Below are 21887 nucleotides of genomic sequence, written 5' to 3'. Positions count from 1 at the left end.
CTTAGCTTTATATAATCAGCAATGAGCAACGTTTCCCCTTCTCAAAAAACCCAAAATATTTCTATATTATTTTATTATGGGCAAACAGGGATTTACAGAAACAAAGGTTAGTAGATGAAAATCAATTCGGTCCTCATAACACCTTCACCAATCACTTTCATACCCGTAGTACTTATTCAAAATCTCGTATACGAGCTCATCGAACTGTTCTGGATGAGCGTGATTGTTCTCTGTACTGAAGTCTTCCCTACAGTTATCAGTAAGATTGAACCCCGTCCATTCAATATCAATTTCTTCTCCATCATCTGTTGATCGTGTAGACCCTCCTGTACCAAATAGGCTTGTACAAGTCTCATCGATCCTGGTTCTATTTCCTTCTTCGTCCACGTAGAAATACTGATCTGTAACCAAACCGGTATTCATTTCTTCCGTCGACGTAACAAAATATCCATTGTCATTAATAGGATGAATGACATAATCACCTTCCATTTTTACTTTTGGTGCACCTTTAATATGATAAAAAGCGTATACGTCACCTGTATACCCCTCCGGAATAAGATACAGATGGTTTGTCTCTTCTGGTTGAGAAAGGTAAGTGAGAACGAGCGATAGGAGACTGGTCACTCCGACTCCTATAAAGAAACTGATCACTCTTCTCCATTTTATTGAAAAGAAGCCTTTTTTCCTCAATAATACAAAAGCTATAGAAGTAGTGAGGGACAGGACTACAAGAATGGGAGATAGGTAGATTACCGCATATATGCTTCCACCTATAATAGAATATGGCGTTGTGGGTTCTGAACTAGAAGGGATAATTGAACAGATTAAAACGGATACTATAGGTAAGATGATAGATAGAAAAATAGATACTACGACCATTTTGAAAAATTTCACAATTCATTCTCCTCGTGCGGTTTTGGATTAACTTAGCTGAATTTTAACAGACGTACCGTCCTTCAAGAAGAACCACGGTAGCTGTCCCCAAAATCTTCAACCTTACCATGACCTATAATGTCAAAAACCTTTATTGTAAAATATTCCATGCTATTATATCATGAGTTCTGCCAAAACGCGTTTGATAAATCATTTGCTCTTTTAGAGAGGCGAATCAGCTTGTGAACATGATACAATATGAATGAAAACTGTTCTTTCATATTAAAGGAGGAAATACCCATGTTCACAACCGTTAACGATTTTCTGCAAGAATGGAAACAAGAAGCAGCGACAACTCAAAAGGTTTTGGATGCACTGACGGATGATTCGTTAAAGCAAGAAGTTACTCCTGATTTGTACAGCATTGGAAGCGTAGCCTGGCATGTCACCGGAGCCGCATATTACTTTCCTGCTCAGCTCGGTATCACCTTTGAAGTACCTGATCTTCGGAAAGATGCACCGACATCTGCAGCAGAAATCAGTGAGACATATAAAACTGTAAGTCAAGGTTTAGAGAAAGCCGTCTCTGAACAGGTTTCAGATGAGAAAATGAACGAAGTGAAGAATGTATTCGGGATGGAGATGTCGGTTCAGGCTGTATTACGCCTGCTTATTCAGCATCAGGCCCATCACCGTGGACAGTTAACCACTCTAATGAGACAAGCTGGTTTGAAAGTTCCTGGGGTTTATGGTCCGAGTAAGGAAGAATGGGAAGCGATGAATGCTCAGAAGAGTTAATGAAAGTGGAGACAGCCGGCGGATGCCGGCTGTTTTTATGTTGATCAGAAATATATAAAATGCCTGCACCCGGTTGGTTAACCCCTGGGGAGCAGACATCTCTACTGAGTGTTTAAAAAAGGTCCGTAATCGACTGGTAGTTCACTTTATCCTGCTGAAGTTTTTTTAAGCTGACCTCAAGATGGCGGTTAAGTAATGTTTGGAGTTCTTTCTCCTCTCCACGTTCAATGTGCTGGATCATTTCTTCATGTTCCCGGAGATCCTGTTCTTCATTGTCATCGTTAAAGACATCATACAGCACCATGTAGATGGTGATTCGGTTCAATATTTTCTCCATGAATTCAACGAGATAGCGGTTTCCGTTGGCCTTTGCAAGAACAAGATGAAAAGCATTGTTTTTCTCTTGATACAAAGCGATTTCCCTTTTATTGTAGGCTTTTCTCATTTCATGGAGGAAGTGTTTAAGTTGATCGATTTCTTTCGTTCCAAGATGTGAGAATCCTTTTTGGATCGCCATTTCCTCAAGGTTTTGTCTCATTTCAAATGCCTGTTCCATTTCCTCAATCGTTGGCTGAACAATAAATGCTCCCTTATTGGGAACCACATTCACGAGCCCTTCTGATTCCAACTTCGTAATGGCGCTTCTAATCGGCGTCCGACTTGCCTTGACCTTTTCGGCAATGGCACTTTCAAACAACTGGTTGCCAGGAGCCATTTGCCTGTTCAAGATGGCTCTCTTTATAACATGATAGACCTTTTGTTCGACTGTCTCTTTTCGCATATTTGTAACCCGCCTAACCGTACTTTTTTCCTATTTTACCATAGGTTTGACCAAGATCCGAATAATATTGTAGAACAATCTTGTTCGAATACATCCCCTGTGCTATAGTATCCTAGTATTCAACTAGAACGGAGTGATGATATGAATACAACTGTGAAAGAAATAACGTTAATTATAGTAGGATCACTGTTCTTTGCCCTTGGTGTCAACTTGTTTGCGATTCCGAACGAGCTTGGTGAAGGCGGCGTTACGGGGATCTCTATGACTCTTTATTATCTCATCGACTGGTCGCCGGGTATCACGAACTTCGTGATGAACGCTGTCCTCTTAGCCATCGGGTATAAAGTGCTGAACAAACGGGTGACATGGTACACCTTGCTTGCGATCTTCTTTACCTCCCTATTCATTCAATTGACAGAAGGGATGGGAAATTCCGTTGACATCATGCTTGGGACGGTCTTCGCCGGTGTGTTCATCGGACTCGGGCTTGGTCTTGTACTGCGCTCAGGTGGGACAACGGGAGGATCCACAATTGTTGCCCGCATGCTCAACCAGCAATTCGGCTGGGGTGTCAGCACCTCCATGTTTGTGTTCGATATACTTGTGGTGCTCGGTTCATCATTCGTTATCGGAATCGAGAATACGATGTACACCGGAATTTCTATTTATATAAGTACAAAGATACTAGATTACTTGATTGATGGTTTCGATACACGTAAAGCTGTCACTATCATTTCTCAACATACTGTTTCCATTGCTGAAAAAGTGAGCGATGAAATGGATCGTGGTGTAACCCTCATTAATGCAAAAGGGCATTATTCAAAAGAATCGAAGGACATTTTGTATGTGGTAATCAATAAACAGGAGCTGTTCCTCTTAAAGAAATCGATCCAACAAATTGATGAGAAAGCCTTTGTGGTGGTGCATGATGTGAGAGATGTGTTCGGGGAAGGGTTTACGTTTCCGAAGACGTAGAATATAGAGGATGTCCCTTGGTCGGATTGCTGTACCGAGGAACATCCTCTGCTTTTATGTTAAAAGCTCTAATACCACAGAACTTTGATTCAAATGGTACGGAACTGTTCTGTTTTCTAAAGGAAAAAGACTATTCATGAGGTCACAGCCTCGACGAACAACCGCTCACCTATTTTATGAGCCGGTTTTCACTCTATATGAGCGTATATTCAGGTTTATGAGCCAGTTCCGGGAACATATAAGCCAAGATTCAGATTTATGATCCAGGATTTTCTTATATAAGCAGTTTGTCGAAAAATGTAATTTACCAAGGACATTTTAATAGGGGGAGCACCCTTTTTTTGACCCCAGATCACAAACGTGCTAAACCGCCCGAAGCAGCCCCATACTTTTCATAACCTACTATTTAAGGATTGGAATTTCCAACGTGTTAATTTTCGAACCATCTTTCGCTGAGTAGTTAAATAATTCCATTTTCACTTCATTTGTCGATACGAAATCATTTTTAAAGGTAATGGTAAACTCACCCCAAGCAGGTGCACCATCTGTTTGGTAATTAGTTTGTTTCAATACTTCTTCTCCACTATAAAGAGCATATTGGAAAACCCCTTCAAATACTCGTGCCTTCCCTGTTACACTGATTTCATCTCCAGATTGAGTGACGACTACATCTTTAAATGCTTCATTTTGATAAACTATATCCACTGGAACATCTGACACTGACTCATTTTGACTGCGTATATTTTCTTTCTTTGATTCTTGGTCATTATTCGTTTTTATGTCTTCTTTGTTTCTATGAATATCATTTTTTTGTTCAGTCACACTTGTTTTTTCTAATGGTTGTTGAGAACAAGCAACCATACCAACAACAACTGTTAAAATAGATAAAATTGAAACTATTTTTTTCATCATCCCACCCCCATTTTGATACATTGTGGAATTTGTAATCGTATTATTCAAAGGCCATTTATAGAAGGGATCACTTGATTACTATTCTTTTACAGAATAAATTATACTCTTCCTGAATACAAAGGGGGACGTTTCCTTTACAGCAGAAACGTCCCCCCTTCAATTTTTCATAGTTGCCCTAACACCTCACATACTTCCTCTTAAACCCAATCCTTCCCTTTTCCACTTGCTTCTGTATGTCGTCGGCGGCCTTCAGAACACTGTTCTTTTTCCCTTCCCGTGTCATTTCAACAGGGCCGATCTCTTTGGCCGTCTTGAGGGCGCGTTCATGAAGGGCGACATAGGATACCCCAACAGTCGTGACGAAATTATTCATCGCTGATTTCGTTCTTTCCGGCGCATCGTGGATAGTCTCTTTCACGATATCAAGCATACCTGCAAGCTTACTTTCAGAAAACTCTTCGTCCTTCCGATTCCCGAGTAGCCAGCAATAGCAGCTCCACCCGGCTGACATTTTCAACTCTTCCCCACTTGCAATCCACTTATCGGCAACCTCTTGTGCGATATCGGCTTCAGCCAATGTGACCGCCACCACATAATCGGATATCATGTAAAAGTATGCCTCTTCGATCCAACGGTCAAAGTCCTCCTCAGTCATCGCCTTTGGATCGGCAACGATACCCGCAAAGTACATGGCATCGTAGTTCCCAGTAGCGTAGAGTTCTTCAGCCAAAGCTTGATCCTTTTTGATTTTCTTGGCAATTGGTTTCATGGCACCTGTTGCCACACCAAAAACCGGCTCATGGGCACCATTGGATATGTACATTTTCTTGCTTCGTTCCTTACCGAGTGCTTCGAGTTCTTGCATAACCGTCTCTACATTCATTTTCACACGTCCTTTATTGAGGAAATTCAAATTTATTTACCATCATATTATAACTATTCTCCTTTGACCCTGAAACTCCTTGTTAGATCAACTTACTTGATATGTGCGTGTCCCCCTATTTCTATTCAACTCTTTGATATTCTCCACAAGTTTAACATTCATTTAACACTACTTTACCAAAACTGATTCTTTCTACTTATTTTTTGATAGAAATCTTTACAAAATCCCTTCCAAATTATGATCGATTGTATGATAGATTAGTAGTGGCCTAGAAAGGCTACTACACATTTAGGAGGAACATCACGTGAAGAAAACAGGACTACTTTCTTTATCATTCGCATTATCACTGGCATTGTTACCGACTATGTCAAGTGCCGAAACGGTTTCAACAACTATCGATTCACAAGGGAACACAGTAGACATGGGACATGCATTACCTCAAGCGAAATTCAAAGGCAAACAGAAATTTGACACACCTTCTCAAGTTGAAAGAAGCACGGTAGCCGATGTATTCAATGAAAAAGGAAACAAAATCGACGAAAAATCCATCAAAAAGTCTAAAGACAAAAAGCCGAAATACAAACAGAAAGACTCGGAAGAATTATTTGGATTGTTCGAAGGCGGAGGTTCTGGTACAGGAACGACAGAACCTCAAGCAACTGTCAACAGCACAGTTACCGTATTAGTAGCCGTGGACGAAGAATACCGTGCCGCACACCCGGATTGGCAGACACTGACGACCGATATCGTGGAGAAAGCAGATGACGGCTTCACTCGTGATCATGGGATTGATTTTGAAGTAAAAGCTTTAGCACAGTGGGATTCAAATGGAAACAATGCCCCTGAAATTCTCCAGGATCTGGACCGTGACTGGAATGGTAACGGATATGATTTCGTGGTTGGATTCACTCGTGATGTGAACTTCAATTCAGGTGGGATTGCCTATGTTTATCCATCTGCTCCCAACGGAAGTGCCATCAGCGTCAACCTGGATCAAGGTGCTCAGAACACTTGGCACGCGGCACAGCACGAATTTTCCCATAACTATGGGTTAAGTCACGATGCACAAGGAAGCCGCATTCAATGCATTATGAACTATGACTATTCTTATCAAGTAGACTATTGGGATCAGGACCATGATAATGAGATCGAAGCACATAAAGCGTGGTTTGGGAACTAATAAGAATTGAACCTAACTCATCTCCTCACAGTCTATGTGAGGAGATTTTCTTCTATAAAATGTCCCCCAGAACATTCTTAGTACAAAGACACCTCTCCTTTATGAAAGATTGCTACCTACCTATTCTTGGAGATTAGGAACCAGGATATTTTACCACTTGCACTTTCTCTTTTCGCAAAGCATTTATTAATTCCGTTCCTACGTGTAAGTTCTCCTGTACCAACTCATGAGGCGTAAGCGCCATCCACTGGTCCAGTGACAAGTCAGCATACCGATCGGTTTTGAAGATAGCCAGAAACCATAGTGTAGTATTACCGGTATTCTGGATGTAATGTCCAAACGGCTCTGGTACATACCCAACATCACCTGCTCGGTAATCGAACGTTCGAGCTTGACCATCGGCCGCATATACAGTCATTCGTGCGGTCCCGGTCAAATAATACTGCCACTCATCTGTCGGGTGCCAATGCATTTCCCTCATAGCACCCGGTTTGACTTCTACTAATGCTGCCGCTGTTGTAACCGAAACGGGAAAGTTTCTGGAATCAACTATGCGTACAGATCCGCCCGGAAATACTTCAGGCTCCTGTGCAAGCAGCCGATGTGTGAAGCTCTTTGGCACATTTCCAGAGGGATCCTCTACTTGTTGGCTTTCAAGCGATCCTGGTACCTTTCCCTGAAAGATGTATAATTGTTGTTTCGGGATTTTCGCAAACTCACTTTCCGGCACACCGAAATTGGCCGAAAGAATTTCTTTAGGTGTATGGGCGAGATAATCGGAAATCGAAAAAGTATCGAGATCAGAGAAACTGCCGTCATCGAATACGAGTAAGAACTCGCATCCCCCTTCCAGTCCTTGAATCGAGTGTGGGATCCCTGGCGGAAAGAACCACAAATCTCCTTGGCCGACATCAGCGATAAAGTTCCGTCCGTCCTGATCGACTGAAGTGATGCGCGCCTTTCCCCAAATCATGTAGGCCCACTCAGATTCTTTATGCCAATGTAATTCCCTAACACCCCCCGATGTTAAAGCCATATTTACTCCTGCAAGTGTAGTGGCGATCGGCAACTCTCTAGTCGTCACCTGCCGAGACCACCCACCATGCTTTAACGTCATAGGAGTATCGGAGAATGAAAACTTTAAGTTGGGGACCGTACCCGCATCGGTTGGCGGTGGAACGAGAAAGTCAGGGTTCTCAATATCACGCATAACATCCCTCGGACCAAGATCCACAAAACCGGCACCATCCTTCCTGATTGGCTGCGGTACATTACGTGTTTCTTTTCCCAAAATTAACGACTCCCCTCAGTTTATACATGATTCATACGACACAGGTAAACGTATTAATCATTGTATGGATCGAATGGGTGATTTAGAAATTGTCCTTTTAACGTTTGGCTGCCCCGATCGTGCACCAAGAATCGTACAGAATACCCTTTCCGAAAAAGAAAAAATTGCACGTTTACACTCACATATTACTCCAGTGTGATAGCTACTTTATTTCACTTAGATCATGCTTTTTTGTTAATAATGTGTAAAATTCACCATTCCTTGATGCTTCATACTTTCAATAAATATTCTAATCTATTATAATAATAAATAATAATCATTATAATTATCTCACTATTTTTAACTTTTGTGATAATGGTTGCAACACAATTTCATGAAACAGGAAGGTGAATAGGAAATGGAAAACAATAATCGCCCTGATCAAAAAGATCACACAGCTGCAGGCCAATGTCCTGTAACTCATCACAAGGATAGTGCAATCACGACGACTACTGCTCCTGGTGGGACAACGAATCAACACTGGTGGCCGAATATGTTGAACCTTAGCATGCTTCGCCAGCACGACAAGAAATCGAATCCAATGGGAGAAGAGTTCAATTATAAAGAAGAATTCTCTAAGCTGGATTACGATGCATTGAAGCAAGATCTTCATAATCTGATGACAGATAGTCAGGACTGGTGGCCTGCTGACTACGGTCATTACGGACCTTTCTTTATCCGGATGTCTTGGCATGCTGCAGGTACATATCGTGAGACCGATGGACGTGGAGGCGGTTCGTCAGGCTCACAGCGCTTTGCTCCACTAAATAGCTGGCCGGATAACGTCAATCTTGATAAAGCCCGCCGCCTCTTGTGGCCAATCAAACAAAAATACGGAAACAAGATTTCATGGGCGGACTTGCTCGTCTTAACAGGAAATGTAGCCCTTGAATCCATGGGCTTGAAAACATTCGGATTTGGTGCAGGACGTGAAGACATTTGGCATCCTGAGGAAGATGTGTATTGGGGTAGCGAGAAGGAATGGTTAGCTGACAACCGTTATTCCGGCGACCGAGATCTTGAGAATCCACTGGCTGCTGTTCAGATGGGTCTCATCTATGTCAACCCGGAAGGACCAAACGGAGAGCCGGATCCACTTGGAAGTGCCCGTGATATCCGCGATACCTTTGGACGTATGGGGATGAATGATGAAGAAACAGTTGCCTTAGTAGCTGGCGGCCACACATTCGGTAAGGCCCATGGAGCTGGCGACGCTTCTCTAGTTGGTGATGATCCGGAAGCTGCGGAAATTGAAAATCAAGGGTTTGGCTGGAAGAGCTCACATGGAAGCGGAAAAGGCCGCGACACGATTTCAAGTGGTGTCGATGGTGCCTGGACGACGAATCCAACGAAATGGGATAACGGCTACTTCGATCTTCTATTCGGTTATGAGTGGGAGAAAACGAAGAGTGCGGCAGGAGCTTCCCAGTGGACACCGGTCGGAATGACCGAAGAACATATGGCTCCAGATGCGGAAGATCCATCTATCAAAGTGAAGACGATGATGACAACAGCCGATATGGCGCTCCGTATGGATCCCGATTATGAAAAGATTTCTCGTCGTTTCTACGAGAATCCGGAAGAGTTCGCCGATGCCTTCTCACGTGCATGGTTCAAATTGCTTCACCGTGACATGGGGCCGAAAGCAAGATACTGGGGTCCAGAGGTTCCGAATGAAGAACTGATCTGGCAGGATCCGGTACCTGCCGTGGATTATGATCTTTCTGAAGGCGAAGTTGCCGTGTTGAAAGAAAAGATCCTAGACACAGGCTTAACCGTAAGCGAGCTAGTGAAAACCGCTTGGGCTTCAGCAAGCACATACCGTGGTTCTGATATGCGTGGAGGTGCTAACGGTGCACGCATTCGCCTTGCCCCGCAGAAAGACTGGGAAGCGAATGAACCACAACAGCTTGAGAAAGTTCTTGGAGTCTTCGAAGACCTTCAAAGCAAGCTAGATAAGAAAGTCAGCCTGGCTGACCTCATCGTACTCGGCGGAAATGCAGCCATCGAAAAAGCCGCAAGAGACGCCGGCTTCGAAGTAATGGTTCCCTTCTCACCTGGACGCGGTGATGCAACATCTGAACAAACGGATGCAGAGAACTTCGGTGTCTTAGAACCGGTATCAGACGGATTCCGTAACTACCAGAAGCAGGAATACGCCGTCAGCCCGGAAGAAATGCTCGTCGACAAAGCTCAACTCCTTGGTCTGACTGCACCGGAAATGACCGTCATACTCGGTGGTATGCGTTCTCTTGGCGCCAACCATAGCGACACGAAACACGGTGTATTCACAGACCGTGTCGGCACGCTGAACAACGACTTCTTCGTAAACCTGTTGGATATGGGCATTGAATGGAAACCATCAGGCTTCAACGAGTATAAAGGTCATGACCGCAAAACCGGAGAAGTCGTGCGTACAGCCTCACGCTTCGACCTTGTGTTCGGTTCCAACTCCGTGCTTCGTGCTCTTGCAGAAGTATATGCTCAGGATGACAACAAAGAGAAATTTGTTCGTGACTTTGTTGCTGCTTGGGTGAAGGTGATGGATGCAGATCGGTTTGATTTGAGATAAAACGAAATAAGCCTCTTCCCATTTTGGGAGGAGGCTTATTTTTTGTCTGATACGTCAAGATTTTCCGACAAACGGCTCATATATTTGGAAAAGCCCCATATTTTACATGAGATGCTCATCTACAATATCCCGTTCGAACACTTAACAAGCTAGTATGCTAAAACTCATAAAGGATCGGGAACTCCCTTCCACAAACGTGGTCAGGTCGTAAGTAAAATCACACATTTATGATGCACCTATCAAGCTCCGATTCTCTCTCGAACCACATCATTTTCCTTAACTGTCGTCCGCTTCTCCAACTTATAAACCAATACCCCACCAATCAACAACCCAATCCCGAGCAACTTCTCCCAGGAAAGTGAAGAAGGCTCAAATCCGAACCAGCCTCCTGTATTGACGATAAATGCGATGGTGATTTGTGAAATGAGTGCGATCGAGATCGCATACGCTGGACCGATCAAGGTAACGCCCCTCATCAGGAAGAACACAATCCCGACTCCGAACACACCGCTGAACAGAAAGATCGGATTGATCCCGCTAAAGTCCAATAGACTTTTATCCTCCATTGTATAGAAGACTGGTAATGAACAGACAAGACCAAGTCCAAGGACCAGGCTCGTCGTTGCCCATGGACCGGTTTTTTCACTGACACGGGCATTAAATACATTTTGCAGGCTGATCAATATTCCTGCGATAATCGCTAATCCTACTCCATACATATGAGCCTCTCCTTATTCATAGATGTTTCCTTTCGCAAGGATGCTGAGTTTTTCAAGATCTTTGATGGTGATGGAACCGTTGACCCGCTCGATTAGTTCGTCTGACGCCATCTTCTTCAGTACTCGGTTAAGGTGACGATAGCTCGTACCAATCCATTCCGCGAGCTCCATAAGATTGGATGTATGCATTTCCTGATGAAACATCGTCCCTTCCCCTGCTTCTGAAATGGATAGCAGGTAACTGGCTAGTCGCACTTCAACGGGATACAGCATGTGCATACTCGTGATATGTGATTCTGTGTAAAACTTATGGGCTACCGTATCAAATAGAAAGCGCATGATCGCCGGATGCTCCTTCTCAAGTCTTGTCAAATCGGTGAAAGGAACCGATAGGAATACCCCATCCGTGACGGCTTCCACGGAATTAAGGACTGCCGTACCCTTCGCATATTCCACATCCCCGATCAGGGCAAGTGGACGCTTGAACCGGTTGATCAATAGCTTTCCTTCAGGTGTATGGGTGAAGATTTTGATTTTCCCTTCCATAAGGAAGTAAAGTTCGTCGAGCTCTTCGCCCGTGGAAAATAAGACATCCCCTTTTTCAAAGGAATACGTTTTGATATATTTTCTGAAATCCGTTGGAAATAACTCATCCAGTTCGAATTGTTTAATATAGTGATTGGGCAGAGCCCCTTGTATTTCTTTCATCGTCTAACTCCTTCTTCTACACTTGGAACAGGATGACGCCTGCAAGCATCATCACGAGCCCCACAGCTTGCCTCGCCGTTACAGGGATCCGCTTCTCACCGAACCATCCCCGTGACTCAATAAGGAATGCTGTCCCGATCTGTGCTACCAGGAGGATCGCAATGGCCGATGCCGGACCGATCATGTGAATCGCTGTCAGTTCAGAGAACACCACAATTACACCAAACGTGCCTCCGATTAAATACAGGAACGGCACTTGCTTGAAGCTCCTACCTCTTCCATCTCGTACTTTCATATATATTGTCATCGCAATCGTAAAGGCCACAAGGTGAACCATCGAAGTCGTATGCCACCCGCCAATCGCGTCACTCATTCTTGCATTGAAAATCCCCTGCATGGTGATGCAAAGACCCCCAAGCAGGGCAAATAAAGCACCTTTCATCGTTCATCCTCCTATTCTTTGTTCTATTAAACAGGAGGCTGAAGGATTGTGAAAGGACATATGTCCTAAGGGTTGCCGAATTTATCGTTTAGTAAACGAAAGATCAGGTACCGCGGATCATTTCGTCCATGGTACCTGTCCTTTTGCATTATGGCGTTAGTATGAATAAATCCTTCTTTGTATCTTATACTACAGAATAAACTCATTTCTGGTAAACGCTGAAAGAACCGACAATGGTATACAAACCAAATAGTCAGGTGGGGAAGGATCATCGAACAAAAAGTTCACAAAATTTACGCAACCATGCATCAAGTATACTTAGATAAACTCGATTTATGGAGAGAAGATGTTCTATTCACCTGGCATTGGTGGCTCGGTGTCCTTCTTACGGTAATTCCCTGGATCATATGGACTAAATACCGTCCAAAAGAAAGTACCCATCGGTTACTTTACGTTTCTTTTTTTGTCATATTTATCTCCATTTGGCTGGACAGTATAGGGGTTCAATTAGGTTTATGGCATTACAATTATGAGGTTCTCCCCTTCTCACCGTCCTATAAACCATGGGATATTACACTGATTCCTATTCTAACGATTGTTTTCATTCAAATCAGACCCGCTGCAAGTTTTCTTAAAAAAGGGATCCTATTCGGCCTATCGATTTCATTCATAGCAGAACCAGTTTCAGTTTGGAGCGGCCTTGTCGTTTACACTGGATGGAAATACATCTACTCATTCCCTATCTATACAGCAATCTATTTCGTCTCCCATTACTTGAGTACGAGAAATCACTTTAGTCCGCTACAAAAGAAGGAAGAGAGCAGATAACCTTTCCACCAACTGAGTTGTTATCATTGAATATCTGATGCAGAGGAAAAACACCATTGAATACCATCAAAAAAACGGATGTCATATGTTAGACACTATTACTTTCTCGTTTTGTTTTTAATCATTAAAATGGCTAGAGTGAAAAAGCTCGATGCAGCTACCAGATATAAGAATAAAATGGTCCATTTGTCATTTCCACTCATTCCTAAGGAATAACCTAGTAAAGCGAAGAGAATACCAGCCAGCACTAACAATAAAGTTCTCATTTGCATTTACTCCTCTCGGTTTTCATCACATGGTAAAGTTGGTACCATTATTTATAGGCTTCCCAGGTATTTCGGTGGGAAGCCTATAAATAATGGTTTGAGTCTTCAAAGCGCACACTTAAAGCGTTAGTCAATGTATTCAACTTTGAATTCATTAAAAAATAAACAGCAAATAGAAAATATCCTGCTCCTGATATACTTAGAAGGAAGATACCTGAAGTCAGTTCACCCACTACTCCCCCAACAAAGAAGCCTAAAGGGCTCAATGACCCAAGAAGTGATGAGATGAATGCAAATCCGATACCCACATGAGCCTGCGGCAAATTCACTTGAATTAACGTTTGGACATAAATGCCTAATATGCCAATACCCATCCAGGATGAGGCAAACAAGACAAAGGGAAACAAGGGAATGCCCTTAACTACGAAAGCCAATACCCAGAATACGCCCGACCAAAGGGCAAGGAATGGCATTATTCGATTAAGCGGAATGTTTTCAACCTTACTTGAAAGAATGGTTCCAATCAGTGTGCCAACAGACATAGCGGTTAGCCAGAATCCATACTCAGCCGGGGAACGGGAGATAACAGGTAGCATCGCCATTCCCATCGTCGCCATCAGATTCATGCCAATGAAACCAAATATGATGCTTAACAATCTTGTCCGTGACTTCACTACCAGGAACCCTTCTTTGAAATCATCCCTGTATTGTTTGAAAAAACCTAAATTCGAAGATTCACTTTCCTTCTTAGATTTCGGTAATTTCAAATAAAGAAGAAACAAGACGCCTGTCAGAAGCAGCATCGCGCTATTTGTCACATAAATGACCCCAACTCCAACAAATGCAATCAGAATACCTGAAACCGCGTCACAAATTATATCAAGTGTTTGATAGGAAAACGAAAAAATCGAGTTCACTTTTGTCAATTTTCCCTTAGGAGTCAGATACTCGATCAAGGCACTTTCCGTTGGATATGTACTCTCAGCTAACGAAAGAGCCAAAAACATTAACACATACAATAAAGGCAACCAAAGGAGATCTGTGAAGTAGAAAATGGATATAATGCTTACAAGAATCGCCTGACCAAACATAGCGGAACACAATAACTTTTTCTTAGAGAAACGTTCAATGACTGGACCATATAGAAATTGGATGGTCACCGGCAGTATCGCAACAGCGCTTGTCAATCCTATCAATAATGGCGATTCTGTCACTGATTTCACATACCAAATGGTGGCAATCATATAAAAGCTATCTGCAAAATTCGTAATAATTCTTCCGATCAATAAAATAATCAACTGTCTGTTCATTGTAAGGTTCCTCCTTCATTTTCAAAAATAACCTGATGACACGTTATTTTTTAAGGAGGTTTAAAGCAACACACAACCGTCTAATGATCAAAAGGGTTGAGATAGATGATTTTAATCATTCTTTTCTCCTTCCATCCATCGTTATGGAAATTATTTCATATATTTTCTGCTAATTCAAACTATTTCCTTTTTAGATTAAAGCTATTCTTCTACAGGCATCACTTATCAGCGAAACTGAACTATTATCAGCGATAATTTCAATATATCAGCGAAAATCTGATTTTATCAGCGAAATGGCGAGTCTATCAACGATTCCCCTTCTCAACACCCAACCCCCACTCCAAATACCCCATCAACCACTCCGTCTGCTCCTTCAACTGTATACTTTCAGAGTCCAAGATGGCATGATCCACCGCCATCCCATCGATGTGAGAAACAATCGCCTTTGCAATTACCACAGGTTGGAATCGGGGAGAGAACTCACCTGCTTTCACGCCTTCTTCGATGATGTTGATGGTCATTTCATATGCTTGAAGGAATCTCTTCCTTGCATATTCCTGCCTCCTCTTTTCATTCCGTCCGGTGATGAAGAATTCAAGTTTGGAAGGTGCTAAGGGATCCATTTCATTGGTTGCCTTTTTGTTTTTCCCGAGAAAGGTCATCAATAGGACATCCCAATAAGATCCTTGTTCTTTCAACATCTCCTCGATGGAAGAATCGATGGCTTCCATCAGCTGTTCCTCGATCAGGGCTTCAAATAGATCCTCTTTGTTATCGAAGTATTGATACAATCCTCCCCTGCTGACACCGGCTTTGTCCATCACATGCTTCATGGTGGTCTTTTCATAACCATGCTCGATGAATACACCCCTGGCTGCTTCTAATAAGTTAGAGCGGCGTTGCTCCTTGTGTTCTTGACTGACTTTCGGTGACATCTGTCTCCTCCTCTACTACTTTCTTTCTCACTGTTATGGACACGATAAATAGAATAATCAACAATGAACCCGTCACGATGAAGGATGGGATAATCCCAATAAACGTTGCAAGCACTCCTCCTGCCAACGGACCGATGATTGTGGCTGTCGTCGTGATGCTGTTGACGACCCCAAAGACCCTTCCTGTCATATGAACAGGCGTTTTCTCCTGGGTAGCTGCCTGGAACGGGATGAATACGAGTCCTGCAGCTGCCCCTGCCTGGAAACCAAGGATCGGAACCCAAAGCATCGACAGACTCAAATCATAATACGTCAGGATTCCCATTGTACCAAACCCCAACCCAATTCCAAGTACCCCGGCACACATATAGACGAAAGCATTGTAATCCGTTTTCTTGGAAAGATAAATCCCTGTCAGTAACATCCCGGCTCCTGCGCTCGTCACCAAATACCCGAGTAAATTCGGTGAGACGTCCGTTAACTGACGCAGGAGGATAATGAATTGAGAATCCGATAATTGGAGAATCAACAAACTGACGCCAAGCAAAAACAATCCGTACAGTAAGAAATTGCTTTTCTTTATAAATGCAAGACCTAGTTTAATATCTTCTTTGAAAGACGGAGCATCCTTCTTCTCCTCTCCCGCAGAAACGTCCGAATTCTTCAGTGCTTTAGGCAGGATGAAAATCAAGACTGCCGAAAGGAAAAACGTTGCCGAATCAAGATAGAAAACATTATACGTTCCTATCAAGGTAACGAGAATCCCGCTTACAAGAGGCCCAATGATCTTCGTGCTTGAATCGATAGTAGAAGATATGGACATGGCCGCTTTAATGTGTTCATCCGGCACAAGCTCCTTCAATTTGCCATTCTTCGCTGGGATAAAGACCGAGGAGAACATCCCCACCAGAAACAAACAACCATAAACCATCCACACATTCGTCGCCAGGGTCAGTAGAAGAATCAACACTCCCCTCACCACATCTGAAAACACCATCAACGACTTCCGTTCCATTCTGTCTGCAAGTGTTCCCGTGATTGGTCCGAGTAGTGCCATCGGTAGCGCCAGGCTCAGGATGATCAATGCCATCTGCATCGGCGTTGCTTCCCATTTTAACCCAACCAACGTAATAATCGCTATAATACTCAACCAATCCCCCAAGCCCGAAATCGCCTGTGCCGTCATCAATGTGATGAACGATTTATTCTTCCGTAATGAAGATTCCATCCTAACTCTCCCCTTTTAAAAAGACATTAGTGTCGTTTTCTTACTTTTCATTATATCGACACAAGTGTCATTTTGCAACCGTTTTTTAAATAATCAAAAAATAAGGTATAATACTTCTTAAGATTACGTCACAATTTAAAGGGAGGCAGCCCCATGTCAAAAAAAGTGAATCTAGAGAAGCTTATTCGAGAAATGGAATCACAATTTCAAGAATGGACCTATTACCTTCACCTAGAATCAGGTTCGGTCGTCATGATTGCGAATGATATCCTCTTCAAAGCGGAAGACGAAGAGCCTATCGAAGAACTCGAAGAATGGGAACAGACCGAATACGCTGTGGCCCAAGATATTCTTGAACATCCCACTTCTTACCTTGAACTACCTGACAAAGAGGAATTCAATGAATACCGGATGATGGAAAGCTTCTGTTATTCATTGGAGGATGAGCATACGAGACAGCGGTTACTAACTGCCATACAAGGTCAAGGTGCCTTTAGGAGGTTCAAAGATCAACTAGGTGCAGTAGGGAAAAGGGACGAATGGTTTTCATTCAGAAAAGAGGGTTACAGAGACTTTGCGCTTGAATGGTGTGAGGAGAATAATGTGGAGTATGAATAAGATATGAGATCTTCATAAATCTACAAGCCTTGCCGCATGACTTAAACCTATTTAAACAAACGGCAAGGCGTACTATAGATTACTATACGGTTAGTATATGATTCTCAGGTTTAGAACAAACATGCCTTTCTTACAGAGAGCCCTTAAACTTCTCTGGCTTTGTTACATAACTTTCAATAATGTAGCCACAATCTGTACAGAGAATATACTCAATATCCGAGCCGAGGCTCATTTTCTTATTAACGGGTGACATCACCGCATATCCTGAATGCTTGCCTTTTCCAAGGTCCGTCCCTAAACATTTCGGGCATGTCGTCACGTTCGTCGGATTTTCCATTTCATGCTCACCCCCTTCGTATTCTTAACAAATTCGAATTTAGCCTTCAAAATTCCTTTCCTCCACTGTAATAGGAGAGGGGGTTTTTTTAAGAAAGCAATATCATCGCGATTGAACTGAAAGAAACTAGGGAACAAATCGATAAAGTTGTAAATTGAATACTATATCCGTTTTTGTAAGCGGAATGAGCCATAAGAATGGTCGAGAATAAAAATACAAACTGTAACCATAATGCTTGTTCGAAGGGTCCTATATAGAACAGGACCGAGATGAATAGAAAGGATAAGACGACTATGATACTCATTTGTTTTTTCAAGTAATCACCTCATTACACATATGCCCGATTTTTCTTGGAATTCACACGCTTCGAAAGAAACACAGTAAGCTGATTTCTTGTCAATGTGAACTGTCATCACTTACTAAATACAATGGGTATATGATCTGTATCTCTTCTCCAAATCATATGATCAGATCCCTTCCCCCAATAATCCTTCAGCAAATAATCAGGCTCTCCAAATGTTTTCGTCCACACCTTCTGTGCATTGGCATATCCGCTATCCAAGCAGAATTCTTTTATTCCCTTATTGAGAAAAGTAAGAAACATTACGTTTAAAAGTAATTTCCCTACCCCACGAAGTTGATAGTCTGGATGTACAAATACGGTTCCTATCTCATATACCTCACTCAATGCCCCATCTGTGCAGTTGTTAATCAGCTCACTAGCAGGGCCGTACTCAATTGTACCGATAATTTTCTTGCAGCTTTTTTCTGAAGCTATGAAAAAACACCGATTCTCTCCTTTGCTATCAAAGTCACATTTCAAGTGTTGTTTCTTACTTTCTATTTCACTTTCTATCTCATCATGCATTTCCGATAATCCTTCTTTCAAGAAGGTATCCATTATGACTGTACTAAAAAACCTATTTAATTCTAGACTGTCATCTATTTGAGGTCTTCTAATCTCAATCTTCAACACCGACTATCACTCCTTCCCAAGCTGCCCGTTACTTACTACCAATTATTTCAAAATTAGATATCATACTCAAGACAAATTTTCACAAAAAAGAGCATACCCTGTTCTGGATATACTCTTCCATTTTTCAGCATTTCTCTAAAAAAATATTAACCTACCTATAAATACCGTAAATATTATGTAAAGAAGAAAATTCATCCTCTTTTCTATGGTAATGTTTCTTTGGACAAGATCGAAATAAACGAAATAAGGAGTTTTTCACCTCATGAAGCGAAGTGCCTTAACATGCATCAGCATGACGGTCTTTCTAATGACCGGACCCATTAACGGATTAGCAATGACAAACAGTTCTACACGTACAGATCATCTGGAGCAGGAAATCTCAGATGCCAATCGTTACATTTCTGATAGCTCAGTGAAAATGGAAAAATATCAGGCAATGGAGGATTCATCTTTTGCCTTCTACCGTGCCACGAACTTTCTCTATTATCAGGATCTTGATAACGGAACGATTGGGGTCCCTACTGAATGGACTACCACTAGCAATATTAATACCTGGCTTTCAGGGGATTTCCACACGCAAAATGTCGGTTTCTTTGATAATGATGAAGGGGATATCGTATTTGATCTGAATGATTTCGATGACTCATACATAGGCCCATTTTATTGGGATTTACTGCGCTATACGACAAGTATTTATCTGTTGAAGGATCAATTGGATTGGAACTTGTCTCAAGCAGAAGCCGATGAGCTGGCAATGTCCTTTTTGACCGAGTATCAAGATACCCTTACAAATGTGAACGGAAATGCAGGGGAAACGGAAGTGAAAATGGATAAAGCAACCGTTACAGGATTCATTGATGACGAAATCTATGATGTAACGGGCCGTGATGCTTCACATGCCTTAAATAAATGGACGGTTGTCAATAGTAGTGGAGATCGTCAATTCGATTTTTCCAATACCGATTTATCTACAGTTGATAGCTATGATCTAGTTGATCTGGAAGGACATTGGTCTTCCTATCTGCAGGATATTTCAGACAAGGTGAGCGGCTGGGATTCCCATTACTTCGATGTGAAAGACCGTGCCCGACGCCTTCATTCAGGCCTTGGCAGCTTAGGAGTAGATAAGTATTATGTGTTAATCGAAGGACCAACAAGTGATACTGACGATGATCAGTTAGTAGAAGTCAAAGAACAGTTGAAACCGAATATGTTCGTCAATTCTCTTACGGATGCATCACTTTACACTAATCAGTTAAATGGGGCTGCAGACACTGCACGGGTAGCCTATAAAGGGCTGCAAGACCAGGTAGATGATCATATGGGTGTCCTAACTGGGGAAAGTAAATCGTATCTCGTCAGAAGAATGTCACCATGGAAGCATGGGTTGGACCCCGTCGACTTTAACACTAAATCAGATCTTGACAGCTTTGTGAAATATTCGGCACAAGCCCTTGCTTATGCCCATGCGCGCGCAGATCGGGATTATCAAGATGAATTTATTTCCTACAACTTTGAAGATGGTGCACTGCAAGCGATTAATGTATGGCCACAATTCAAGACGAAAGTAGTGGAATTAGCAGGATGCTATGCGGATCAAGTGAACGCTGATTATCAATCGTTTCTTCAATTGAGGCAGGATAGTCGATTGCCTTAGATAAAGATGATTCAGAACCCCTTTATTCTCTTAAGGGGTTTATTTTGGTATTGACTCTCTTCTTATCACATGTTTTTCGTCCAAGCTGAAAGCCAAATCATTCATATACTAGAAATAGAGAGTAGAGAATCTCTTCTAAAATGGTTCTTCCTATTCTACTAATCTAGTGAGGTGATGATATGTCTTTTTGTATTAGACTTAAAGCTCCGTTGTTTACACAAGTGAATTACGAGGAATATCTACAAATATGCACGTTGTCTACAGAGGAAACGACTAGAGACACCAAGGTGCTCGTATCGATTGGAAATCGAGATCAACTACAAAATGTAGATTTTGAATTTACAAGTGGGATCCCGATTGAATTTAATAGCGTTGGCGTTTCTGTATTTAATGAAGTCATTCTTAACACATGCGCAAATATTAAAGGGATCTTTAAAAAACCTGGGGAATATATATTTACAGTGGCATTGCTTGACCAAGTGTCGAATGAATTACTTGACGAAGAAATCGCCGTTTTTAAAGTATCGCCATCTGGTCATCAACACAAACATTACTAATGAGTAACGAGCATGCAATCCTTTTAATCTTTTAATCATGTATTTTTCAAAGGAACGAGTTAAGAAAATCACTTTGTTAATGGAGTGATTTTTCTTTTTATTTTTGCTGTATTAATCCCCTTGGTTGCATCATGAACCTATGCCCCCTTGTTAGTTGACTGAAAATGAATGGTCGATTATCATCAGATTGCTCCGTTTCGACAACATGCTCATTAATAAGAAAAGTGGACCATATAAAAAAATTCCGGCTCATATATTTCAGAAACCGGCTCATTTATTTATAAAGTGGATCATAAATCATGCAAACTGGATCATATATGAGGGAGCTAGTGTTTCATGAGGAATTCGATTACTCTTATTGATCGTTTAGACTACTATCTGAGTTGAAAATGGTTCAGAACCAGCCTCTTACAATCAATTTCATATAAAAATAGGCGTTATGGATTCACAATCCACATGTTCTCGTTTATTGTGTAAAGCAAGTCACTATAGATCAATAACAACCTTACTCTTCATGAACCTCTACATAAACACTCCCATGCAGTCTCTCTTCCACATACGCATCCAATCTCCACATCCCGCTTTCGGGTAATGACATCAATGAATTCGTATGGACATCTGCACCATTATGGGGTCCATCCAAAGGGTTTCCTTCAAACATAACCACTTCTTCTTTCGATTGTTGATGGGTGGCGACTACCTTTAGGTTTCCATTCACCTCTTCCTCGTCTCCCCATAGATGCCACATATACTTATTTACTTTACCAGGATAAAATCGCACAGCTTCCGAGTCATCATAAATAAACCCAAGTCGGTCCTCTACCCCGATCATCTTGTACGGGCCTGATTCAAACAGGTTGCTTTGATTCCATTTTTCTTCGGAACAACCTGTCACCGCTAACAACAGGATAAATGATATCAATAGTAATAATAGAGATTTTTTCACGGAACTCCCCCTTTATGAAATAGACAGGAAAACCATCCTGTTTGTTACAGATCCCA

24 protein-coding genes are annotated in these 21887 nt (G+C 42.1%); 8 read left to right on the top strand and 16 right to left on the bottom strand.

What is annotated here, in order from left to right:
* Nucleotides 1-144: 144 nt before the first annotated feature.
* Nucleotides 145-894 carry a DUF6843 domain-containing protein gene (locus tag FGG79_RS02830; RefSeq protein ID WP_171050769.1) on the bottom strand — a complete coding sequence of 250 codons (750 nt, stop codon included), beginning with the start codon at nucleotides 892-894 and terminating at the stop codon, nucleotides 145-147.
* A 279-nt stretch (nucleotides 895-1173) separates the two neighbouring features.
* Between FGG79_RS02830 and FGG79_RS02825 the strand changes: the two genes are divergently transcribed.
* Nucleotides 1174-1671, top strand: a complete 498-nt coding sequence (locus FGG79_RS02825; RefSeq protein WP_138776236.1) for a DinB family protein — start codon at nucleotides 1174-1176, stop codon at nucleotides 1669-1671.
* Nucleotides 1672-1783: 112 nt separating this feature from the next.
* Here FGG79_RS02825 and FGG79_RS02820 read toward each other — a convergent pair whose 3' ends face one another.
* Nucleotides 1784-2452, bottom strand: a complete 669-nt coding sequence (locus tag FGG79_RS02820) for a GntR family transcriptional regulator (RefSeq protein WP_138776235.1) — start codon at nucleotides 2450-2452, stop codon at nucleotides 1784-1786.
* A 141-nt stretch (nucleotides 2453-2593) separates the two neighbouring features.
* Here FGG79_RS02820 and FGG79_RS02815 point away from each other — a divergent pair, with 141 nt between their 5' ends.
* Entirely contained in the window at nucleotides 2594-3427 is an 834-nt protein-coding gene (locus tag FGG79_RS02815) for a YitT family protein (RefSeq protein ID WP_138776234.1), read from the top strand.
* Between the two features lie 402 nt (nucleotides 3428-3829).
* Here FGG79_RS02815 and FGG79_RS02810 read toward each other — a convergent pair whose 3' ends face one another.
* Nucleotides 3830-4336 carry a Gmad2 immunoglobulin-like domain-containing protein gene (locus FGG79_RS02810; RefSeq protein ID WP_171050768.1) on the bottom strand — a complete coding sequence of 169 codons (507 nt, stop codon included), beginning with the start codon at nucleotides 4334-4336 and terminating at the stop codon, nucleotides 3830-3832.
* A gap of 178 nt (nucleotides 4337-4514) precedes the next feature.
* Entirely contained in the window at nucleotides 4515-5222 is a 708-nt protein-coding gene (locus tag FGG79_RS02805) for a DNA alkylation repair protein (RefSeq protein ID WP_138776232.1), read from the bottom strand.
* Between the two features lie 304 nt (nucleotides 5223-5526).
* Between FGG79_RS02805 and FGG79_RS02800 the strand changes: the two genes are divergently transcribed.
* Nucleotides 5527-6402, top strand: a complete 876-nt coding sequence (locus tag FGG79_RS02800) for a zinc-dependent metalloprotease (RefSeq protein ID WP_138776231.1) — start codon at nucleotides 5527-5529, stop codon at nucleotides 6400-6402.
* A 133-nt stretch (nucleotides 6403-6535) separates the two neighbouring features.
* Here FGG79_RS02800 and FGG79_RS02795 read toward each other — a convergent pair whose 3' ends face one another.
* Nucleotides 6536-7693 (bottom strand): oxalate decarboxylase family bicupin, encoded by a 1158-nt coding sequence (locus tag FGG79_RS02795; protein ID WP_138776230.1) that lies wholly within the window; start codon nucleotides 7691-7693, stop codon nucleotides 6536-6538.
* Nucleotides 7694-8090: 397 nt separating this feature from the next.
* Here FGG79_RS02795 and katG point away from each other — a divergent pair, with 397 nt between their 5' ends.
* Entirely contained in the window at nucleotides 8091-10304 is a 2214-nt protein-coding gene (gene katG / locus FGG79_RS02790; RefSeq protein WP_138776229.1) for a catalase/peroxidase HPI, read from the top strand.
* Nucleotides 10305-10543: 239 nt separating this feature from the next.
* Here katG and FGG79_RS02785 read toward each other — a convergent pair whose 3' ends face one another.
* The 3 genes from FGG79_RS02785 to FGG79_RS02775 are packed head-to-tail and all read right to left on the bottom strand — an operon-like array spanning nucleotide 10544 to nucleotide 12173.
* Complete coding sequence (locus FGG79_RS02785) at nucleotides 10544-11023, bottom strand: DMT family transporter (RefSeq protein WP_138776228.1); 480 nt, start codon at nucleotides 11021-11023, stop codon at nucleotides 10544-10546.
* A 12-nt stretch (nucleotides 11024-11035) separates the two neighbouring features.
* Nucleotides 11036-11731, bottom strand: coding sequence for a Crp/Fnr family transcriptional regulator (locus FGG79_RS02780; protein ID WP_138776227.1), 696 nt, complete (start codon nucleotides 11729-11731; stop codon nucleotides 11036-11038).
* Between the two features lie 16 nt (nucleotides 11732-11747).
* Nucleotides 11748-12173, bottom strand: a complete 426-nt coding sequence (locus FGG79_RS02775; protein WP_138776226.1) for a DMT family transporter — start codon at nucleotides 12171-12173, stop codon at nucleotides 11748-11750.
* Between the two features lie 303 nt (nucleotides 12174-12476).
* Here FGG79_RS02775 and FGG79_RS02770 point away from each other — a divergent pair, with 303 nt between their 5' ends.
* Nucleotides 12477-13001, top strand: a complete 525-nt coding sequence (locus tag FGG79_RS02770) for a CBO0543 family protein (protein ID WP_138776225.1) — start codon at nucleotides 12477-12479, stop codon at nucleotides 12999-13001.
* A gap of 98 nt (nucleotides 13002-13099) precedes the next feature.
* Here FGG79_RS02770 and FGG79_RS21620 read toward each other — a convergent pair whose 3' ends face one another.
* The 4 genes from FGG79_RS21620 to FGG79_RS02755 all read right to left on the bottom strand — a co-directional run bounded on the left by FGG79_RS21620 (nucleotide 13100) and on the right by FGG79_RS02755 (nucleotide 16740).
* Nucleotides 13100-13267 carry a hypothetical protein gene (locus tag FGG79_RS21620; protein WP_171050767.1) on the bottom strand — a complete coding sequence of 56 codons (168 nt, stop codon included), beginning with the start codon at nucleotides 13265-13267 and terminating at the stop codon, nucleotides 13100-13102.
* Nucleotides 13268-13350: 83 nt separating this feature from the next.
* Complete coding sequence (locus FGG79_RS02765; RefSeq protein ID WP_138776224.1) at nucleotides 13351-14577, bottom strand: MFS transporter; 1227 nt, start codon at nucleotides 14575-14577, stop codon at nucleotides 13351-13353.
* A 305-nt stretch (nucleotides 14578-14882) separates the two neighbouring features.
* Nucleotides 14883-15512: a TetR/AcrR family transcriptional regulator gene (locus tag FGG79_RS02760; protein ID WP_138776223.1), complete on the bottom strand. Its 630-nt coding sequence runs from the start codon at nucleotides 15510-15512 to the stop codon at nucleotides 14883-14885.
* On the bottom strand, nucleotides 15466-16740 hold the full coding sequence (locus FGG79_RS02755; protein WP_138776222.1) for an MFS transporter: 1275 nt from the start codon (nucleotides 16738-16740) through the stop codon (nucleotides 15466-15468). The genes FGG79_RS02760 and FGG79_RS02755 overlap by 47 nt, the downstream gene beginning before the upstream one ends.
* 153 nt (nucleotides 16741-16893) lie before the next feature.
* On the opposite strand from FGG79_RS02755, the gene FGG79_RS02750 reads away from it, so the two are divergent.
* Nucleotides 16894-17358, top strand: a complete 465-nt coding sequence (locus FGG79_RS02750) for a UPF0158 family protein (protein ID WP_138776221.1) — start codon at nucleotides 16894-16896, stop codon at nucleotides 17356-17358.
* 130 nt (nucleotides 17359-17488) lie between these two features.
* Here FGG79_RS02750 and FGG79_RS02745 read toward each other — a convergent pair whose 3' ends face one another.
* From FGG79_RS02745 to FGG79_RS02735, 3 genes are all read right to left on the bottom strand, one after another.
* The gene (locus FGG79_RS02745; protein ID WP_138776220.1) at nucleotides 17489-17695 is read right to left on the bottom strand and encodes a transcription initiation factor TFIIIB; all 207 of its coding nucleotides are present in this window, start codon (nucleotides 17693-17695) and stop codon (nucleotides 17489-17491) included.
* Between the two features lie 88 nt (nucleotides 17696-17783).
* Complete coding sequence (locus tag FGG79_RS02740; RefSeq protein ID WP_138776219.1) at nucleotides 17784-18011, bottom strand: hypothetical protein; 228 nt, start codon at nucleotides 18009-18011, stop codon at nucleotides 17784-17786.
* Nucleotides 18012-18107: 96 nt separating this feature from the next.
* On the bottom strand, nucleotides 18108-18671 hold the full coding sequence (locus FGG79_RS02735; protein ID WP_138776218.1) for a GNAT family N-acetyltransferase: 564 nt from the start codon (nucleotides 18669-18671) through the stop codon (nucleotides 18108-18110).
* A 262-nt stretch (nucleotides 18672-18933) separates the two neighbouring features.
* On the opposite strand from FGG79_RS02735, the gene FGG79_RS02730 reads away from it, so the two are divergent.
* Entirely contained in the window at nucleotides 18934-20328 is a 1395-nt protein-coding gene (locus tag FGG79_RS02730; RefSeq protein ID WP_138776217.1) for a DUF2252 family protein, read from the top strand.
* Nucleotides 20329-20507: 179 nt separating this feature from the next.
* Nucleotides 20508-20885 (top strand): hypothetical protein, encoded by a 378-nt coding sequence (locus FGG79_RS02725; RefSeq protein WP_138776216.1) that lies wholly within the window; start codon nucleotides 20508-20510, stop codon nucleotides 20883-20885.
* Nucleotides 20886-21390: 505 nt separating this feature from the next.
* On the opposite strand, the gene FGG79_RS02720 is transcribed toward FGG79_RS02725, so the two are convergent.
* Entirely contained in the window at nucleotides 21391-21831 is a 441-nt protein-coding gene (locus FGG79_RS02720; protein ID WP_138776215.1) for a hypothetical protein, read from the bottom strand.
* Nucleotides 21832-21887: the final 56 nt, after the last annotated feature.

This window comes from Bacillus sp. BHET2, assembly GCF_005938125.1.
Classification (GTDB): Bacteria; Bacillota; Bacilli; order Bacillales; family Bacillaceae_B; genus Rossellomorea.
The sequence above is the reverse complement of the archived record's forward strand: the minus strand, read 5'-3'. Positions and strand labels throughout refer to the sequence as shown.

Coding starts and splice junctions, on each gene's coding strand:
- katG (WP_138776229.1), top strand. CDS start 8,091: ATGGAAAACAATAATCGCCCTGATCAAAAAGATCACACAGCTGCAGGC.
- FGG79_RS21620 (WP_171050767.1), bottom strand. CDS start 13,267: ATGAGAACTTTATTGTTAGTGCTGGCTGGTATTCTCTTCGCTTTACTA.
- FGG79_RS02770 (WP_138776225.1), top strand. CDS start 12,477: ATGCATCAAGTATACTTAGATAAACTCGATTTATGGAGAGAAGATGTT.
- FGG79_RS02765 (WP_138776224.1), bottom strand. CDS start 14,577: ATGAACAGACAGTTGATTATTTTATTGATCGGAAGAATTATTACGAAT.
- FGG79_RS02755 (WP_138776222.1), bottom strand. CDS start 16,740: ATGGAATCTTCATTACGGAAGAATAAATCGTTCATCACATTGATGACG.
- FGG79_RS02725 (WP_138776216.1), top strand. CDS start 20,508: ATGTCTTTTTGTATTAGACTTAAAGCTCCGTTGTTTACACAAGTGAAT.
- FGG79_RS02775 (WP_138776226.1), bottom strand. CDS start 12,173: ATGAAAGGTGCTTTATTTGCCCTGCTTGGGGGTCTTTGCATCACCATG.
- FGG79_RS02750 (WP_138776221.1), top strand. CDS start 16,894: ATGTCAAAAAAAGTGAATCTAGAGAAGCTTATTCGAGAAATGGAATCA.
- FGG79_RS02810 (WP_171050768.1), bottom strand. CDS start 4,336: ATGAAAAAAATAGTTTCAATTTTATCTATTTTAACAGTTGTTGTTGGT.
- FGG79_RS02785 (WP_138776228.1), bottom strand. CDS start 11,023: ATGTATGGAGTAGGATTAGCGATTATCGCAGGAATATTGATCAGCCTG.
- FGG79_RS02820 (WP_138776235.1), bottom strand. CDS start 2,452: ATGCGAAAAGAGACAGTCGAACAAAAGGTCTATCATGTTATAAAGAGA.
- FGG79_RS02745 (WP_138776220.1), bottom strand. CDS start 17,695: ATGGAAAATCCGACGAACGTGACGACATGCCCGAAATGTTTAGGGACG.
- FGG79_RS02780 (WP_138776227.1), bottom strand. CDS start 11,731: ATGAAAGAAATACAAGGGGCTCTGCCCAATCACTATATTAAACAATTC.
- FGG79_RS02730 (WP_138776217.1), top strand. CDS start 18,934: ATGAAGCGAAGTGCCTTAACATGCATCAGCATGACGGTCTTTCTAATG.
- FGG79_RS02805 (WP_138776232.1), bottom strand. CDS start 5,222: ATGAATGTAGAGACGGTTATGCAAGAACTCGAAGCACTCGGTAAGGAA.
- FGG79_RS02825 (WP_138776236.1), top strand. CDS start 1,174: ATGTTCACAACCGTTAACGATTTTCTGCAAGAATGGAAACAAGAAGCA.
- FGG79_RS02760 (WP_138776223.1), bottom strand. CDS start 15,512: ATGTCACCGAAAGTCAGTCAAGAACACAAGGAGCAACGCCGCTCTAAC.
- FGG79_RS02815 (WP_138776234.1), top strand. CDS start 2,594: ATGAATACAACTGTGAAAGAAATAACGTTAATTATAGTAGGATCACTG.